Genomic DNA, 18174 nt, shown 5'->3' with positions numbered 1-18174 from the left:
ACTTAACAAAACAGCATCACAACACCAACTAACAACCACTCAAAAAACAGATAATTAGCAACGGGAAATTAAAATATGGATAACATGCAGGTAATACATAAGTAACAAGAAAAGAAGACTTTTGAAAAGTGGAAACAATTATTATTTCCTCCCAACAATTCCTGTGTAAAAAGGGTCATTTCGAACGCGAAACGACCCTTTTTTTTTATAAGCTTTATCCTCTTTTGAAAAGAGCTTTAATAATATACGATATCATTTTAGGATTTTCTTTTAAACGCCTTGAAGAATAACCAAACCATTCTTTTCCATAAGGAACATAAACCCTCATTTTATGTCCGGCCCTCACCAGTTCGGAACGTAATTCAGGAGTTACTCCATACAACATCTGAAATTCGTATTTTTCAGATCCTATCGCATATTGCTTTATTAGTTGCTGTGCCATATCAGTCAATGACCTGTCATGAGTAGCAATACCCACGTAGATTCCTTTCTCCAAAAGAAATCTTAATGCTTTTACATATTGCTGACTAATTTCTTTGCGATCCTTAAAAGCAATCTCCTCAGGTTCAACATATATACCCTTGCAAAGGCGCACATTTACCGGTGAAGCTTCGGAGTGTAGCTTTTCCAAAAAAAGAAGATCCTTCGGAGTTCGTTTCAAATAAGCCTGAATTACGATTCCAACATTTTGCGGATATATAGCATGTAATCTTTGATACAATTCCAACTCTGCATCAACGCAGCTACTATCTTCCATATCAATGCGAACAAAAGAGTCATAACCACGTGCTTTTTCCACCACCTCCCTAACAAGCTCAAAACATGTTTCAAAATCTGTCAATAGCCCAAAATTAGAAGGTTTCACCGAGTAGGTAACCGATAAATCTTCTTGCTCAAAGCGATCAATCATTTCCAGATAAATCCTTTGTACCTGCTTTGCCATCTTAATTTCAGTAACATACTCTCCTAAGTGGTCAATAGTAGAAGAAACACCTTTCATCGCCAGCTGCTTGGAAACCGTTACGGCATCTTCCAGTTTTTCCCCTGCGATATACCGTTTCGAAAACATCCAAACAATTTTTTTTGGCAAACAAGGCAATATCGAAGCAATTATCTTGTTGATCATACGTTAAAGTGATAAGGGCCAATAATCCATCCGGACTTTGGGAGTTAAACCATAAACAATTATTTACAATATTTCATTTTTTTAAATTTTAAAAAAATGATACATCTCATTATCAGAACGACCAAAGAAGATTAAGTGTTAAATTTTACATTTTTTCTATTGGATGTGGGTTGTTAGGAGCCTTACTTAATCAATAGTTTGACATAACCTTTAGTTCAAAAGCAAAAACAGTCAACGATAGAAGCCCGTCAAGCTAATGCAGTAAAAAAGTAAGGATCAGCACTTAATGACATGAGAAAACAAATACTCACAGGGTTAATTTTTGCAGCGATGTTTTTCATGCTGCCAGATCAGAATAATTATGCACAAAGCTGTGATTACCAAGGTGGACAAAATGACGATTGGATCTTCGACAAGCGTTGCGCCCCTGTAACGGTTCAACGCATTGTTACCTTTCGCGGGGTGAACGATGGTGGCACAGGAAATGTCAGCATTTATTTTGACTGGGGCGATGGTTCTGTGCCGGATATTGTCCCGGCCACAGAAATAAGTCCCGGGAATTGGCAGGCAGCTGCTTCACACATTTATCCTCCCGGCGGCGATCAATGCAATTATGAAGCCAGAGCTTATTTAATGGTTGACGGGATATTATGTACCAGTTCCGTACAAACCCAAATCGCTACAGTATGGGACGTGGACAATCAAAATGGAGGAGCCATTAACATCAGCCCCGAAGTTTTTCCCATTTGTATTGGGGAAGACGGGTCCATACAATTTACGGACAACAGTCAGTGGAACTGCACGCCTCCTGACGAGGAAGACACACCTAATTTTCGACATCGATGGACCCAATGGATATACGGAACCGACACCACCAATATCAATACTGCAAGAGTAAACGGTATCACTCATGCATGGCCCTACGCGGGACCGATTAACTATTACAGTGCAGACACCGTCCTTTCACCAACTCCTCCGGCCTCTTTGTCTGAGGTCATCCAAATTCCTTCCGGATATAATGTTGGTGATCGTTTTATCGTCACGCTCAGAAACTGGAACACTTGCAACCCCTATGATGATCCCGACATCCCGGGACCTCCTGTAGACCCTGTAAATGGAGATAATGATCCCGTCATTTCAACGGCGATGGCAATAATAGTCGATTTGCCGGATAATGGAATCGCTAGCGTAGGTCCTCTTTGTGAAACAGATCCTGAAATCACGCTTATTCCCGCTACGCCCGGAGGCACATGGTCTGGCCCAGGAATCAACCCAACCTCTGGAACATTCAATCCCTCTGAAGCAGGACCAGGAACACATACCATTCAATATGAAGTCACCAATTCAAACGGATGTTCCACCATCGGATCAATCAATTTGGAAGTTAAAGGAGCTCCGGATATAAATATTGTACCGGGAAACGCCATTTTTCTGTGCCCGGGAATAGATCTCCAGCTCAATGCAGAAGTTACGGGAGGAACCCCACCCTATTCCATACAATGGATAGGTGATACTATCCCTCTAAGTACTACCAATATTATCAATCCAACCTTTAACACCGTAGTGGTAGGAAGCCACCATCTCACCGCATTGGTATCCGACAATACCGGTTGTACCAATCAAACCGACATCACCATTGAGGTTCAGGATGTTTCAGTAAACTTTGACCCCAATCCAATTATTGCCTGTGCCGGACAAATCGTTGAATTATCGCCCATCGTTTCGGGGGGTAGCACCATCTATTCCGCACACCAATGGTCTGGTCCTAACACAGATAAACTCTCTGCTACAGACATTGCCAATCCCGATTTTCATTCCGCCGAGACAGGCACTTTTAACTTTGTTTACCAGGTCTTTGATGATTTGGGATGCTCCGACCAGACCACTGTTTCAGTAATTGTTAAAGAACAACCACTAGCCAACGCTGGATCAGATGAACAAACCTGTTCAACTGACTATCAACTACAAGGAAACTTCTACGAGGCAGATTCCTCTCATTGGTCTGTTATTTCTGGCCCCGGATCCTTACTTTTTGAAGACCCAACGCAAGGAAATTCTCTCGTTACTGCCGATCAGTATGGGACTTATCTATTGGCTTGGGAACTCAATAAAGAGGGTTGTAAAGATGCGGATACTATTTCGGTTACATTTTCCAAAACTCCGGAACCGAACATCGCCGATGATTATCAAATTTGCGGAACAACCGGAACAATTGAAGCTTTCCCCGACACTGCAGGAGGACATTGGACAGTAATTTCTGGGCCGGGTAATGCAACCATCAATGACAGTAACAGTCCCTTCACAGCAGTAGAAGTGGACACTCATGGAAGCTACACATTTACATGGCGAGAAGTTACACCTGATGGCTGCTGGGCTGAAGTTTCTCAAGGCGTTGAGTTTTTACCCCAAGCCATTGCGCAAATAGCACCTTTCGAAAGCGAAAATTGTTCATCAGTTGAAATCAACTTTGAAAACAATTCCATAAATGCAGACAACTTCCACTGGGATTTTGGGGATGGGAGTGCCTCCAATCTGGAAAATCCCTCACACATATTTGCAACCAACAAAACCGAACCCGACACTCTTATTATAATGCTACAAGCCAACAACAATAGTGGCTGCAATGATACTACTTTACGGGAGCTAATCCTTAAACCTGTTCCCATAGCATTTTTCGAGGCAGAACCAATTGCTGGCTGTTCGCCACTCGAAGTATTCTTTTCGAACACATCCACGGGCGCCACTCAATATTCATGGAATTTTGGAGATAGCACATCCATTAGCCATGAAGAATCACCCAAACATACTTTTACCAATTCACAGAATTACGTCCAGTCCTTTCGTGTGGAACTAACCGCTGAAAACTCTTTTGGCTGCTCTGATGTGCAAACACTTTACACCACAGTCTATCCTGTGCGAGAAATAACTCTAACCGCAAACCCCCAAGAGGGTTGTTCGCCTCTTACCTCACAACTCTCGACAGAGGCAGGGGCAAAAGAATATCAATGGGATTTTGGATATGGAACCACCACGACAGCTCAATACCAATCCATTCATACTTTTGAAAACAACACCACCGAAACGATCTCTCTGACCGCAAAAGTCACAGGCATATCTTCCTTCGGGTGTCCCGAAGAAGCATCGGTTCAAGTAACCGTTTTTTCTACCCCTCAACCCAATTTCAGCGTAACCCCAGAAATTCTCCAAATGCCGGACAGAACGGTCAGTTTGGACAATCAGACCAACGGCACTTGGAACTTTTACTGGGACTTTGGGGATGGAACCGGTTCGGATTTGGCCCAACCTCAAAACCATCAATACAACATTTCGGGCAATTATAACATTTCGCTTAGGGCCTTCAGTGATTATTGCGAAGCCATCTTGTCAAAATCCATATCAATAACCCCAATGACGCCTTCCATCGTTTATGGTCCCGATACTTCCGGATGTCTTCCACTGACCGTTGAATTCTTCAACAACACCCTGGATGCCAACGCCTTTTTATGGGACTTTGGCGATGGTACATTTTCGGATGAAAGAACGCCATCACACACTTACAGAATTCCCGGAGACTATACCGTCTCCCTTACTGCTTACGGCGCAGGAGGACAATCCACTGAATCATCTGTTAGTATTCAGGTTCATCCTGTTCCAACAGCACTTTTCGAACCTGTTCCAAAAGTGGTATATATTCCTACTGATGGCGTTACTTTTCTGAACAAATCGGAAGGTGCAGTTTCATATTTTTGGGAAATGGGAGAGGGAACCACATCCAATGATTTTTCGCCCACTCATATTTATGACAGAACCGGAAGTTACGATGTCACCCTGGAGGTCTTTAACGAATTCAACTGCAGTGATAAACTAACAATTCCTAATGCCGTAAAAGCAATGCAAGGAGGGCAAATCAGCTTTCCCAATGCTTTTACTCCCGGCAAAAACGGGCCTTCCGATGGAAAATATCAATACGGCGATCGACACAATCTGATATTTTACCCCTTTGTTCAAAAAGGAATTGTAGAATACCAGTTACAAATTTATTCAAGGTGGGGCGAATTAATTTTTGAGAGTAAGGACATTAGTCGTGGATGGGACGGATATTATAGAAACAGTCTGTGTCCTCAGGGAGTTTATATCTGGCGTGTAATTGTCAAATATAGCGATGGAAGACGAATTGAAAAGACCGGTGATGTAACCTTACTCAGGTAGCGGAAAAAACAATATTTATGTTGAAACAACTTCTAATAAAATACTGTCCGATTTGGTTTTTCAGTGTTTTTGCGATGTCCACCATCAATGCGCAAGACCTTCACTTCTCTCAGTTTTACGCCTCCCCGCTTTATCTGAGTCCTTCCTTTGCAGGTGCTACTGATGGTGGAAGACTTATAATGAATTATCGCAATCAATGGCCGGGAATAGAGAATGCCTTTTCTACTTATGCTGTTTCGTTCGACAACTTTTTTAACACCTTTAACAGCGGCATTGGAATTCAACTGATACAAGACCATGCAGGAACTGCAGGATTAACCTCGACCCAGATGGCACTGCAATATTCATACAACATCCAAATCTCAGATTATTGGCAGGCAGTTCCTGCCATTCAATTTGCTTATGGCAACAGATCCATCGATTTCAGCAAACTACGTTTTGCCGACGAACAAATTGGGGGGGGCGCGTCTGGATCATGGGATCAATTAACCAATGACAAAGCCCAATATGCTGATTTTGCCTCTTCCGTTCTCTTCTACAGCCCCCTAATGTGGTTCGGCCTCACTGCCGACCACCTTTCTACCCCCAACTATTCTTTCCTGGGTGAAAACATGAAACTGCCAATAAAATTAGTCTTTTTCGGAGGGATCAACATCTGGACAGAAAGAGGAAAAAAATCCAAAGGGGAGAGAAAACTTACTGGCAGCTATCGAATCCAGCGGCAAAAGGATTTCCACCAGGCAGATATCGGAGCATACTGGACAAATGATCCTCTGGAAATAGGCATTTGGTACAGAGGGCTTCCAGTTTTGGACAAAAAACAGGAAAACAAATTTAATCAGGATGCCATTGTGGTCTCTCTCTCGTATCGATACGGTCCCATGAGGTTCGGATATAGTTATGACATCACCATTAGTGGGTTGGCCTGGAGATCAGCCGGAGCTCATGAAATCTCTCTCATATACGAATTCAATCAAAACTTTCGTTTACGAAACCACGGCAGAAGACCGGCAGTACCTTGCAGGGCTACCTCAAATCCACTTATTGATCAAGACTACACAGGAAAATACCGAAAAACGAAAAAAAGAATTTTTTAAACAAACTATTTTATCTAAAATTCCATTCTAAAAGGTGTCATTTATCACCATAAATCGACCAGTCATTATCCCCGTTTTTTCCAAAAAAGAAATAATCAAAAAATACAGGATTTTTCCTATATTTGTTTGAGGTGTTTAGTTTATCAATAAAACTGAAACACTTCATTATTTTACAGCTGCAAATAAGATTTATTAAACTCTAAAATAGCAGTATCATGAAATTTTCACTTCCGCAATTACCCTATGCACTAGATGCATTGGAACCAAACATTTCAAAAAAAACGTTGGAGTTCCATTACGGCAAACACCATCAGGCTTATGTCAACAATCTCAACAACCTGATTCAGGGCACCAAATTTGAGAACGCAGATCTTGAAACCATTGTTAAAGAAGCCGAAGGAGGCATCTATAACAACGGCGCACAGGTATGGAATCACACCTTCTATTTCACATCTCTTTCTCCCAACGGAGGAGGCGTTCCTTCGGGTGCTCTTGCCAAGGCTATTGATGAAGCTTTTGGCTCGTTTGAGAAATTCAAAGAACAATTCTCACAGGCTGCAGCCACTCTATTTGGTTCTGGTTGGGCATGGTTGGTAAAAAACAACGATGGCAAACTGGAAATCGTCAAAGAAAGCAATGCCGGCAATCCAATGCGTAGGGGATTGACTCCAATTCTCACATGCGATGTATGGGAGCATGCTTACTATCTGGATTACCAAAACAAACGACCCGATTACATTCAACGCTTTTGGAATTGTGTTGACTGGAATCTGGTGGCCAAACGATTTTAAAATACCAACTCAGACCACACTGTTTTTTTATCCTTAAAAACATCTGATTCAATGGTCTAATAAAACGAGCATGACCAAGCTTATTCTTCTTGTTTAACAAACGTATTGTCATGCTCGTTTCATGAGTATATTAATCCTTATTCAATGAACAACTTAAAAGATTTAATCCGGCGCAATAGAAGTTATCGCCGTTTTTATCAGAATGTATCAATTCCTGAATATGTTTTGGAAGGATTGGTCGATCTGGCACGGTTATCTCCTTCGGCCCGAAATGCACAGACACTGAAATATTTCATTTCTTGGCACCCAAAAACCAATGAAAAAATATTTCCCCATTTATCCTGGGCGGGTTATTTGAAAGATTGGGATGGTCCCTCAGAAGGGGAACGCCCCTCTGCTTATATTATCATTCTCAACGACACCACCATCTCGGATACTTACTTCTGTGATGATGGCATCGCAGCCCAAAGTATTCTTTTGGGAGCCGTAGAACAAGGGTTGGGCGGATGCATCATTGGATCGGTTGACCGTTTAAAGCTTCAGAAGGCTTTAAACCTTCCCCAACATCTTAGAATAGTAGAAGTCCTGGCACTTGGAAAACCACGAGAACAAGTGGTTATCGAAGACATGAAAAACGGGGACTTCAAATACTGGCGTGACAAAAACCAAACTCATCACGTTCCCAAAAGACCTCTGGATGAAATCATTATTAAAGATTCTGAACCCAAAGATTAAAGCAGATCTAATAACAACCTTTGCCTCAATCATTTCATCAAATCTTATAAATTAAAAGGCTGTCCAAAATACCGGACAGCCCTTTGGGTTTTAAAAAGCTTCCTGAAAACCTTCTTTCAATATAAATTCTCCGAAAAAAACCGAGCTGTGAGAGTCGTTTCTTTATTTGCCTCTGATGAGATGGACAGCTCCACCCTTTTTATAAACTTCCCCTTCGTTGTATCCTTCTCCATATATGTAATAATAATATACGCCGGGAGCCTGACCGGAACCATCCCATCCTACAGCAGGATCTTTACTCTCAAAAACTTTTCTACCCCAACGATTGAAGACAACCATCTCAAACTTTTTCAACGATTTATACGCAACCCTGAACTCATCATTTATACCATCACCATTGGGGGTAAAGACATTGGGAACTTCCAGCTCCGACTCTGTAATATTTACTTCAAACACATCACTAAAGCTTTCACATCCCGATTCGCGGTTTAACACATAAAGAGTCACCTCATGCAAGCCGGCCTCGGCAAAGACAAACAAAGGATCTTGATCGATGGATCTGCCAAGAGTCCCAAAAGTCCATTCCCTGGCGCTTACTTTCCCCTTTGAAGTATCCGTAAACCGAATCTCATACGGAGCAGAGCCCTGAATCTCATCATGCCGCTCATTAAGGACCGTATCTTTCATGCTCTCCACCTCAAAATCGGCCATTACGGCTATCGCCGAATAATTCACACTGTCATTTAAACTATTTTCAAACCGATCTTTAACAGTTACGACATAGATCAAATCTTCATACGGGGCATCAAAAGTAACTGATTCACCGGATAATTGCATCTCTCCTTCAGGCACTGTTTTCCACTCAAAGGACAATTGATAGCTCAATGCCACCTCCACTCCACTCAAAGGATCAATATAATATAAGGGATTGGTTGTAGCAGAGACAGACAGTTCAACTTTGGAACAGTTCTCATCAACAACCCCGGCCTCTACTTCCGTTATGGCCTGACTGTTATAAACCCAAAATCGCCTGTCGGCAACCTCCGTTCCCTCTTCTTCTGCCACCACTCTATACCCCCCTTCTGAAGATACGTTTAACTGAGGTCCCCCATTCTGAACCACCTCATTCCATGTGTTGTCTTCCGGATTGTGCCGATACCAGGTTAAGGAAGATCCCAACACTCCATCTCCATACTTTATAATCATTGGAAAGCCCTGCCGAAAACAAAAAATGGTATCATTCTTTGCACCCGAAGGATAATCGGTCAAGGCCACAATCGCATTGTCGGCAGAAATCTGACCATAAGCAATGGAGCTCAACAAAGCCGAAAAAAGATTGATTAAAATTATCGCGCAGAAATTCAACTTCATTAGTATCTTATTTTCTAAAACATTGGTCTAATGGGACTCACATGACTAATTTTTTTACATCGCCATGCTCGCTTCATCCGTATAAAACGACTTAAATTATTGGTTCCTGGAGCTTCAGATGAATGCAAACCACCAAAACTAGGGCATTTCACATCCCTTGGCAGATGGAACAAGAAGCATGAAACTCTTTTGCCCATGCTCATGCTATCCAACCTCTTTTTGATCACGAAAAATACAATTATTTAACGTATTCGTAGGCTTTAAAATTGTGATTATGACTTTTCGGTTTGCGTATTTGATATTTTCATGTTCCATAGCAGAGGAATTCTTATCTTTGACTGTCCAAAATTATCATCAGACAGCCATGCAAAAAAAAACACATTTTACATTTATAACCAATCTATTATTAATTATTCTTTTACTTTCCCAATGTTCTCCGAAAAACGAGGAACCACAAAAAGCGCCAGAGAAAGAGACCTCAGACCCAGAGATTTCCCAATGGAAAGAAGTCTGGGGAACAAACAGGATTTCTCTTTTCATCCATTTTGGCGTTTACTCCACGTTAGGAGGTGAATGGAACAACAAAGATATTAAGGGTCCAGCTGAAAACATTCAGGCTATAGCCGGAATCGGCGCCGACAAATACCAACAAATAGCCAGCAACTTTTCCCCAAAAAAGTGGAATCCGGAAGAAATTATCGCTCTGGCCAAAGATATTAATGCAAAAACCATAGTATTCACCGTAAAGCACCATGATGGTTTTTGCCTTTTTAAAACAGAAACAACCTCTTTCAACATTGTGGATTTCACTCAGCTCAACCGGGATCTTTTAGCCGATTTGGCCAAGGCCTGCAAAAAAGCAAATATCGGACTGGGAATCAATTATTCCCTCACCGACTGGCACCTGCCTGCTGCATGGCCCATCACCTCCCGCAACGGAGCTCCCATCACCCACGAACACCACCAATACAACCTACGCCAGATTAAAGAATTATTAACCAACTATGATAATATCTCATCCATCTATTTTTACTCCGGTCTACCGACTCCCGCTCAAAGCAAAGAGATGCACGACCTCATCAAAGAAATTCAACCTCAATGCCTGATTAGCAACGGAATAGGGAACGACATGGGCGATTTTTTGGCAACACCGTTCAACCAACCACTAAACATGATTCCCGAAACTCCCTGGATATACCGTTCCGCTTTCTTTCCTCCTTCTTTAGGCTTTGACAAAAACAAGAAAACGGTTAACGCTCTTCAAACGGCCAGAAGTAAAATACGGGAACTGGTAAATGTAGTGTCTTCAGGAGGAAACTATGCCGTTAATATAGCTCCGCAGAAGGATGGTTCTTTGGATCCCATGGAACTGGAAATCCTGAACCACATGGGACGATGGATAAAAGTAAATGATCGCGCGCTTACCCGGACCAACGGAAATTCGATTGGGGTAGATTCTAAATTTTGGTCGGCTACTTGGAAAAATAATTCGCTATATCTGTTCGTAGATTCGGTACCCGCATCTCAAAAAATTGTTTTATCGAAATTAAACTACCCCATAAAGGAAGTAAAATTTCTGGGAAGCGGCATTGAAACCCAATTTTTCAACCGGGAACAACAACATGAAATTATTTGGACTTCTCCTGCAATGGCCGACCCGATGCAGCTCCCTGTCCTGGAAATTTCAATGAACGGACCACTCCTTCCATTGCCCGAAAAACAATTGGTTGTAAGCCCCATCGACACCGTCATTCTAAGCCTCACTAACGCGATCACCGCCAAAAGCATGAGCGGGATAGACCAACTTGCCGTCATACCATCCATCACAAACTTTAAGTGGAATCTAAAAACTCAAAATCCATTAAAGGCGACCCTGAGGTTCACGGACCATGAAGCCGGAAGATCCGTTATTGTCGAAACAGCCTCGTCCAAATCCCTGGTACAATTGCAAGGCAAAGCCAACCATTTCATTCGGTCGACGGCTGATACGCTTCAAACAGGAAGTGTGTTTCGATCAATGCCCTATTACGGACCATTTGAGGAGCTCCACATAAATCCCAAAGGAGAAAACCGACTGCAGATTTCAAGAAGTTCGTGGAACGTCCTTTCTCAAAAAAGAAAAAATATTACACCACTTCCATTGACAAACTATTATTATTTCGTAGAAATCACCTCTGAGTCTCCGCAACAATATTGTTTTCAAGTCACCGGTAATGAAGGCATACAACTGTGGCTCAACACCAAAGAAGTATTAAAGAAGAACAATCTTCTGGTTGACCAACCTTTAGTCTGCAAAATCGTTCTCAACCTAAAAAAAGGTATGAACATCCTATTAATCAGGAATTTTAACAGATGGGGAAAAGATGACCAATTCTCATTGGCGCCCCTGCCTGATGCCAGATGGCGGACTCAACCATTGGAAATACCCGAAAATCCAGGATTTATTAAAGTGATGAGAGCCACCTCTTCCTCTCCACATGCCGATATAGATCTGCCCAATTTCTCCATAGAACTTACACCCCAAAATTAGTATTATTGACATCGATCCAATTATTTATAATATCGTAAAAGAAAAACGCTTGTGGAAAGTTACCTCGAACAACTCAATGATGCTCAACGAGAAGCGGTTGTTAACACCGATGGCCCCGCACTGGTAATTGCCGGTGCAGGATCGGGTAAAACCCGCGTTTTGACCTATCGCATAGCCCATCTTTTAAGCAAAGGGGTTCCTCCCTGGTCGGTGTTGGCCCTTACATTTACCAACAAGGCCGCACGCGAAATCAAAGAGCGAATAAGTCATATTGTTGGGAACGATTTGGCCTCCAAACTTTGGATGGGAACTTTTCACTCTGTTTTTGCCAAAATCCTCAGAATAGAAGCTGAGCATCTGAATTACCCCTCCTCTTTCACCATCTATGATACTGCCGACTCCAAAAGTCTGATCAACAGCATCCTTAAAAACATGGGGCTCAACAAGAATAAAGCTTATAAACCAAGTACCATTCTTGGCCGTATCTCCTCCGCTAAAAACGACCTTCTTGTTCCGGCAGCTTATGCCCGGGATTCGCATAGAACCACTGCCGATGCGGCGGCCAACATCCCTATGATGCCAGAAATATATGAACGCTACATGCGGGAATGTCGCAAGGCAGGGGCAATGGATTTCGATGATCTGCTACTAAATACCAACATTCTTTTTCGTGACCACCCCGAAGTTTTGGCCAATTACCAGGATCGATTTCAATATATATTGGTAGATGAATATCAGGATACCAATTTTTCACAATATCTCATCATCCGTAAACTGGCTCAGAAACACCAAAATATATGTGTGGTGGGCGATGATGCTCAAAGTATCTACAGTTTCAGAGGCGCCAGAATCGAAAACATCCTGAATTTCAGAAATGATTACCCCAAATACAAACTCTTCAAGCTGGAACAAAATTTCCGGTCCACCCAAATCATCGTCAATGCGGCCAACAGCGTTATTGAAAAAAATACCGGACAAATACGGAAGAAAGTTTTTTCCCAAAACGATGAAGGAACAAAAATCAACATCATTCAGGCACACTCCGATGTGGATGAAGGATTCATTGTGATCAACGACATTCATGAAATGCGGCTTCGGCATCAGAATCAGTTTAAAGATTTTGCAATTCTTTACCGCACCAATGCCCAATCCAGAATTTTTGAAGAAGCCCTAAGGAAAAAAAACATACCCTACAAAATTTACGGAGGTCTTTCCTTCTACCAACGAAAAGAAATCAAAGATCTTCTGGCCTATCTCAGAGTAACGATAAACCCACACGATAATGAAGCCATAAAAAGAATCATCAACTACCCGGCACGAGGGATTGGAAAAACCACTCTCGATAAGCTGGAAGCCCTGGCCAATCAGCACAATGTCAGTTTATGGGCCGTGCTGACCAACCCTGCTCTACCCAATACCGGATTTCATTCCGGCACCTTAAGAAAACTCAGCAGCTTCACCCACCTCGTTGCGGAATTCATCAGTCAGGTGCCCAACATGTCGGCCTTCGAAATTACAACCGAAATAACCACCCAAAGTGGCATCCTGAAAGAACTGCACCAGGACAAGTCGCACGAAAATCAAACGCGGCTTGAAAACCTGGAAGAGCTCTTTAATGCCATACGCGAATTCTCGGATAACCGTCAGGAAAGTGGTGAAAACAATGGGCTTGTTGACTTCCTGCAGGAGGTATCTCTGCTCACCGATCAGGATACGGAAAAACCCGATGACATAGATAAAGTCACGCTAATGACCATTCATTCGGCGAAAGGACTGGAATTTAAAAATGTTTATATCGTCGGTATTGAAGAAGGATTGTTCCCCTCGTCCATGGCCTCCAACAGTGAAGCCGGACTGGAAGAAGAGAGACGGCTTTTTTATGTGGCGCTCACCAGAGCACAGGAACGGGCAACCCTCACCTTTGCCCGAAGCAGATACAAATTTGGTGAACTCACCTTCGCGCGTCCCAGTCGTTTTCTGGGAGAAATTGACCAATCTTGTCTCAACATAACTGCCGAGAGTAACAGCTTTGCGCCGCCAAAAGAAAAACTATCGAAATTTGGAAAACAATCGGAGAGTCAACCCTTCCATTTCAAACAAAGCTCAACGTCAAGGAGTAATAAAATCCGGTTCTCAGGAAAAACACTAAACAATCAGACCTCCCCAAAACCATTCAATTTAAATGAATCCGATAATACGACACCAATACGTCCCGGCACGATTGTCGAACATCAGCGATTTGGAAGAGGCAAAGTGCTTCAGCTCGAAGGCGAATATCCAAATATTAAAGCCACGGTTGTTTTTAATAATGCCGGGAAGAAACAATTATTATTAAAATTTGCCAAACTGAAAATAATCTCTTAGATTTGCAATATAATTTTAGTCTACAAAGTTTTACAACCACAAGATTTGTTTTTACTTACCGGAAAAACCTTGTGTTTAGTTAAATTTTTCCCTGCAAGCACAATAATTTTAATGTAAAAGCCGATATTTGCAGTCCTGTTTATGTCATTGTAAGCTATTTATAAACTGACCACGCTTTAATTATACTTGTTTTGCGATCAATTTATACCCTCAGAAATAGGTTTCCCTGAAACACCTTCAATCAATAGAAGGGAGACCGGTAAATTATTTCTTTAATAAACATGCTGTTGTATAGTAGGATTCTTCATATATAAGAACCTGGCCGTCGAACAGCCAAGTCAAACATTTCATAAACTATATGGATTATAATTCAAACCGAAAAAAGTTGGTTTTGCCTGAATATGGTCGTCATATTCAAAAAATGGTAGATTACGCCTGCACCATTGAAGACAGGGAAGAAAGGACGAAATGTGCTAAAGCGATCATCGCCGTAATGGGAAACCTTTTCCCGCACTTAAGAGATATCAGTGATTTCAAACACAAACTCTGGGATCATTTGGCCATTATGGCCGACTTCAAACTCGACATTGATTACCCTTACGATCTTCCGCAAAGAGAAAATTTCCAGGAGAATCCCGAACAGATTCCTTACAAACAAGGAAACATAACTTACAAGCACTACGGCAGATTGGTGGAACAGATGATACACGAAGCCGCAAAAATGGAAGATGGCCCACTCAAGCGACATCTCATAATGCTACTGGGAAACCACATGAAAAAATCCCTGTCCAACTGGAACAAGGATAATGCATCGGATGAAAGAATCCTGAGTGACATCAAGAGACTCTCCAAGGGAAAACTGCAAATCGACGAACAGGCACGCATCGCGGATTTCCGGGAACATCAGGCCAGCAACAATAACAATCATGGCCGCAACAGAAAAAAACATCTTCGTAAAAGCAATTAATTTCCAAAACTGTTTTCACATCTCATTTTATGAGCAGCTTTGAAGTTATAGGCGGTCGACATCTGCAAGGAGAAATAACACCTCAGGGAGCGAAAAATGAAGCCCTCCAGGTTGTTTGTGCGACCCTACTCACCAACGAGACCGTTCTTATCGATAATCTTCCGGATATTTTGGATGTCAACAATTTGATGAACCTCCTTCGGGAACTGGGCGTCGAGATTCAGAAACTTTCTGATCGAAAATTCAGTTTCACGGCCCAAAACATCAATCTCGACTATCTCAAAACCAAAGAATTCAAGAAAAAAGCGGCCTCCCTCAGAGGCTCCATTATGATCATGGGCCCCCTGTTGGCCAGATTCAAAAAAGCATTTTTCCCGAAACCGGGAGGTGACAAAATTGGTAGAAGAAGAATGGATACCCACTTTTACGGATTTGAAAAATTGGGAGCCTCCTTCGACTTCGATTCGGAAGAAATTTTTTACACCGTTCATGCCGATCACCTGAAAGGTTCTTATATGCTTCTGGATGAAGCATCCGTCACCGGAACTGCCAATATTGTCATGGCTGCAGTGCTAACTCCGGGAACCACCACCATCTACAATGCCGCCTGCGAGCCTTATGTCCAACAATTATGCAAAATGCTGGTAAACATGGGGGCGAAAATTCATGGCATTGGCTCCAACCTTCTGACAATAGAAGGAGTTTCACAGCTCAAGGGATGCAAACACAGAGTCTTGTCGGACATGATCGAAATTGGCAGTTTTATCGGCCTGGCAGCTATGACAGGGGGCGAAATCACCATTAAGGAAGCCGATGCCAATCAGCTGGGAATCATTCCGCTGGCCTTTCGAAGAATGGGCATTGAAATGCAAATTAAGGACAATGAAATTTACATTCCCCCAAAGCAAAATTATCATATCGAAACCTTTATTGACGGTTCGATCATGACCATCGCCGACGCTCCCTGGCCTGGTCTCACCCCCGATCTGTTGAGTGTCTTTCTGGTTGTCGCAACACAGGCTAACGGAAGCGTCCTGATCCACCAAAAAATGTTTGAAAGTCGGCTCTTTTTTGTGGATAAACTAATAGATATGGGAGCCCGCATCATTTTGTGCGACCCACACCGCGCCACCGTCATCGGACTCAACCACGAAACCCCTCTTAGAGCAAGTGTTATGACCTCTCCCGACATCCGTGCCGGCGTAGCCTTACTTATTGCAGCCCTTTCTGCCAAAGGGAAGAGCATCATTCACAATATTGAGCAAATTGATCGCGGATATGAAAGAATTGATGAACGATTGCGATTGCTGGGAGCCGAGATTAACCGGATATAGAGATTTATTTCTTTATTCATCTACGCATATTTTGCTTTTTTACGGCTTTTTAACCACCCCGTAAATAACTAGATAACAATCAATTACCTCGCAGAACCATAAAGATAACAACATCTTTCACTTTTCCAAATATTTAAACCTTTATTTTTCCTGTTATATAGCATAGTTTTGTCCTTTCAAACAGTTACCCCGTCACATTAATTGGGTCGTTCATCTAAAAACTGTAACCAGTTCAAATTAATAGTTGAACCTTTGCTGTGTAATCAACAAGGAAAAAATATATGAGAAACCACTTGTTACTAATCATCATTTTGGCCGGGATTCTATTTCTCTCGTTTGTCAATGGTGCTCCCGAGCCCCGTATTGGCACTGAAATAGGCAACAGAATACCGGCCATCAACCAGCCGTTGGTTAACGGAGCGCCTTTTCACTCCGACAGCCTGCGTGGTAAAATGGTGCTTTACGATTTTTGGGCCTCTTATGATGCCCCTTCGAGAATTGAAAGCGCAAAAAAAAGAAAGTTATATCAAAAGTATCACAACCAGACATTTATCAACGGCAACGAATTCATTGTTGTCAGCATCTCGCTCGACCGCTTTAAAACGCCGTTAATGCAAGTAATTGAAAGCGACAGTTTATTTGACATGTATCACATCTGTACCTTCGAAGGTAGAGATTCTGAAATTGCCAAAAGCTTTAACGCCACCCGTCAGATGAAAGATTATTTGGTGGATGGCGATGGCCGGGTCGTTGCCGTGGCAACCGACATCGACGACATTGAAAAAAGACTGGAAAAACTTCTGCGTTAAGCCCAAGCAGTTTTCCGGTTCCAACGAAAATAAGAAAGACAGTAAAAAGAAAATATTCGCTTTTACTGTCTTTCTCTTTTTTTGCCCCAATGTTTTTGTGTCAAAATGTCCCTCTTTTCAATATGGCAAAGAAATTGTGTAATTTTGTCCGCCAAATTTAAATGTACCAGGATATGAGCAAGAAAAAAGTCACAGAAGAGACCAAAAAGCAGGACGAAAAAACAAATACAAAAACACACAAAGAGCATCCTAATCCTGAAAAGGAAAAGAAAGAGGCCCAAACCGCCCAAAACGATGATCTGAATAAAGACATCCAGGCGAAAGACCAACCGGAAGAAGAGAAGCAGGAAAAGTGCGAAGAAGCCATTCAGGACGCCATTGACGAAAAAGTACTGTTGCAAAAACAACTGGAAGAACTGAACGACAAACACCTGCGGCTCATTGCCGAATACGATAATTTCCGTAAGCGTACCTTAAAAGAAAAAATGGAGCTGTCTAAAACGGCCGGCGAAAGTATTCTTTTAGGTCTTCTTCCCGTCATTGACGACTTTGACAGAGCATTGGCACATTTGGATTCTGCAAGTGACTTAAAAGCAGTAAAAGAAGGCATCGATCTTATTTACAATAAATTCAAAAACTTCCTGAAGCAACAGGGCGTAACGGAAATTGAAACCAAAGAGCAGGAATTTGACAGTGAAACGCATGAAGCCATCACCAAAATACCGGCCCCGTCAGAAGAGTTGAAAGGCAAGATCGTTGACTGCATTCAAAAAGGATACAAGCTGAACGACAAAGTGATACGCTATCCCAAAGTTGTCGTAGGCGAATAAAACCAAACCAT

The 18174-nt window shown here is 42.2% G+C and carries 12 protein-coding genes; 10 read left to right on the top strand and 2 right to left on the bottom strand.

All coding sequences use genetic code 11. From position 1 onward, the window contains the following. Window positions 1-214: 214 nt before the first annotated feature. Complete coding sequence (locus tag ACT29H_RS10135; RefSeq protein ID WP_444821513.1) at window positions 215-1069, bottom strand: proline dehydrogenase family protein; 855 nt, start codon at window positions 1067-1069, stop codon at window positions 215-217. Window positions 1070-1417: 348 nt separating this feature from the next. Here ACT29H_RS10135 and ACT29H_RS10130 point away from each other — a divergent pair, with 348 nt between their 5' ends. The 4 genes from ACT29H_RS10130 to ACT29H_RS10115 all read left to right on the top strand — a co-directional run bounded on the left by ACT29H_RS10130 (window position 1418) and on the right by ACT29H_RS10115 (window position 7958). Then, on the top strand, window positions 1418-5335 hold the full coding sequence (locus ACT29H_RS10130) for a PKD domain-containing protein (protein WP_444821512.1): 3918 nt from the start codon (window positions 1418-1420) through the stop codon (window positions 5333-5335). Window positions 5336-5352: 17 nt separating this feature from the next. Beyond that, window positions 5353-6432 (top strand): PorP/SprF family type IX secretion system membrane protein, encoded by a 1080-nt coding sequence (locus ACT29H_RS10125; RefSeq protein ID WP_444821511.1) that lies wholly within the window; start codon window positions 5353-5355, stop codon window positions 6430-6432. A 215-nt stretch (window positions 6433-6647) separates the two neighbouring features. Further along, complete coding sequence (locus ACT29H_RS10120; RefSeq protein WP_444821510.1) at window positions 6648-7223, top strand: superoxide dismutase; 576 nt, start codon at window positions 6648-6650, stop codon at window positions 7221-7223. 144 nt (window positions 7224-7367) lie between these two features. Continuing rightward, the gene (locus ACT29H_RS10115; RefSeq protein ID WP_444821509.1) at window positions 7368-7958 is read left to right on the top strand and encodes a nitroreductase family protein; all 591 of its coding nucleotides are present in this window, start codon (window positions 7368-7370) and stop codon (window positions 7956-7958) included. A 162-nt stretch (window positions 7959-8120) separates the two neighbouring features. Here the strand turns inward: ACT29H_RS10115 and ACT29H_RS10110 are convergent, their stop codons facing one another. After that, on the bottom strand, window positions 8121-9329 hold the full coding sequence (locus ACT29H_RS10110) for a T9SS type B sorting domain-containing protein (RefSeq protein WP_444821508.1): 1209 nt from the start codon (window positions 9327-9329) through the stop codon (window positions 8121-8123). Between the two features lie 364 nt (window positions 9330-9693). On the opposite strand from ACT29H_RS10110, the gene ACT29H_RS10105 reads away from it, so the two are divergent. The 6 genes from ACT29H_RS10105 (at window position 9694) to ACT29H_RS10080 (ending at window position 18163) form a co-directional block, all read left to right on the top strand. Beyond that, window positions 9694-11859 carry an alpha-L-fucosidase gene (locus ACT29H_RS10105; protein WP_444821507.1) on the top strand — a complete coding sequence of 722 codons (2166 nt, stop codon included), beginning with the start codon at window positions 9694-9696 and terminating at the stop codon, window positions 11857-11859. A 51-nt stretch (window positions 11860-11910) separates the two neighbouring features. After that, window positions 11911-14223, top strand: a complete 2313-nt coding sequence (locus tag ACT29H_RS10100) for an ATP-dependent helicase (RefSeq protein ID WP_444821506.1) — start codon at window positions 11911-11913, stop codon at window positions 14221-14223. Window positions 14224-14581: 358 nt separating this feature from the next. Further along, window positions 14582-15190, top strand: a complete 609-nt coding sequence (locus ACT29H_RS10095; protein WP_444821505.1) for a DUF4290 domain-containing protein — start codon at window positions 14582-14584, stop codon at window positions 15188-15190. A 29-nt stretch (window positions 15191-15219) separates the two neighbouring features. Further along, on the top strand, window positions 15220-16524 hold the full coding sequence (murA, locus tag ACT29H_RS10090) for a UDP-N-acetylglucosamine 1-carboxyvinyltransferase (RefSeq protein ID WP_444821504.1): 1305 nt from the start codon (window positions 15220-15222) through the stop codon (window positions 16522-16524). A 281-nt stretch (window positions 16525-16805) separates the two neighbouring features. Beyond that, window positions 16806-17333 (top strand): TlpA family protein disulfide reductase, encoded by a 528-nt coding sequence (locus tag ACT29H_RS10085; RefSeq protein WP_444821503.1) that lies wholly within the window; start codon window positions 16806-16808, stop codon window positions 17331-17333. 173 nt (window positions 17334-17506) lie between these two features. Next, entirely contained in the window at window positions 17507-18163 is a 657-nt protein-coding gene (locus ACT29H_RS10080) for a nucleotide exchange factor GrpE (RefSeq protein ID WP_444821502.1), read from the top strand. Window positions 18164-18174 lie beyond the last annotated feature (11 nt).

Source organism: Thermophagus sp. OGC60D27, from assembly GCF_052400625.1.
Classification (GTDB): Bacteria; Bacteroidota; Bacteroidia; order Bacteroidales; family Marinilabiliaceae; genus Thermophagus.
The sequence above is the reverse complement of the archived record's forward strand: the minus strand, read 5'-3'. Positions and strand labels throughout refer to the sequence as shown.

Bases quoted from the DNA above. Each gene is read 5' to 3' on its own strand.
- ACT29H_RS10135 (WP_444821513.1), bottom strand. From the start codon at position 1,069: ATGTTTTCGAAACGGTATATCGCAGGGGAAAAACTGGAAGATGCCGTA.
- ACT29H_RS10130 (WP_444821512.1), top strand. From the start codon at position 1,418: ATGAGAAAACAAATACTCACAGGGTTAATTTTTGCAGCGATGTTTTTC.
- ACT29H_RS10125 (WP_444821511.1), top strand. From the start codon at position 5,353: ATGTTGAAACAACTTCTAATAAAATACTGTCCGATTTGGTTTTTCAGT.
- ACT29H_RS10120 (WP_444821510.1), top strand. From the start codon at position 6,648: ATGAAATTTTCACTTCCGCAATTACCCTATGCACTAGATGCATTGGAA.
- ACT29H_RS10115 (WP_444821509.1), top strand. From the start codon at position 7,368: ATGAACAACTTAAAAGATTTAATCCGGCGCAATAGAAGTTATCGCCGT.
- ACT29H_RS10110 (WP_444821508.1), bottom strand. From the start codon at position 9,329: ATGAAGTTGAATTTCTGCGCGATAATTTTAATCAATCTTTTTTCGGCT.
- ACT29H_RS10105 (WP_444821507.1), top strand. From the start codon at position 9,694: ATGCAAAAAAAAACACATTTTACATTTATAACCAATCTATTATTAATT.
- ACT29H_RS10095 (WP_444821505.1), top strand. From the start codon at position 14,582: ATGGATTATAATTCAAACCGAAAAAAGTTGGTTTTGCCTGAATATGGT.
- murA (WP_444821504.1), top strand. From the start codon at position 15,220: ATGAGCAGCTTTGAAGTTATAGGCGGTCGACATCTGCAAGGAGAAATA.
- ACT29H_RS10085 (WP_444821503.1), top strand. From the start codon at position 16,806: ATGAGAAACCACTTGTTACTAATCATCATTTTGGCCGGGATTCTATTT.
- ACT29H_RS10080 (WP_444821502.1), top strand. From the start codon at position 17,507: ATGAGCAAGAAAAAAGTCACAGAAGAGACCAAAAAGCAGGACGAAAAA.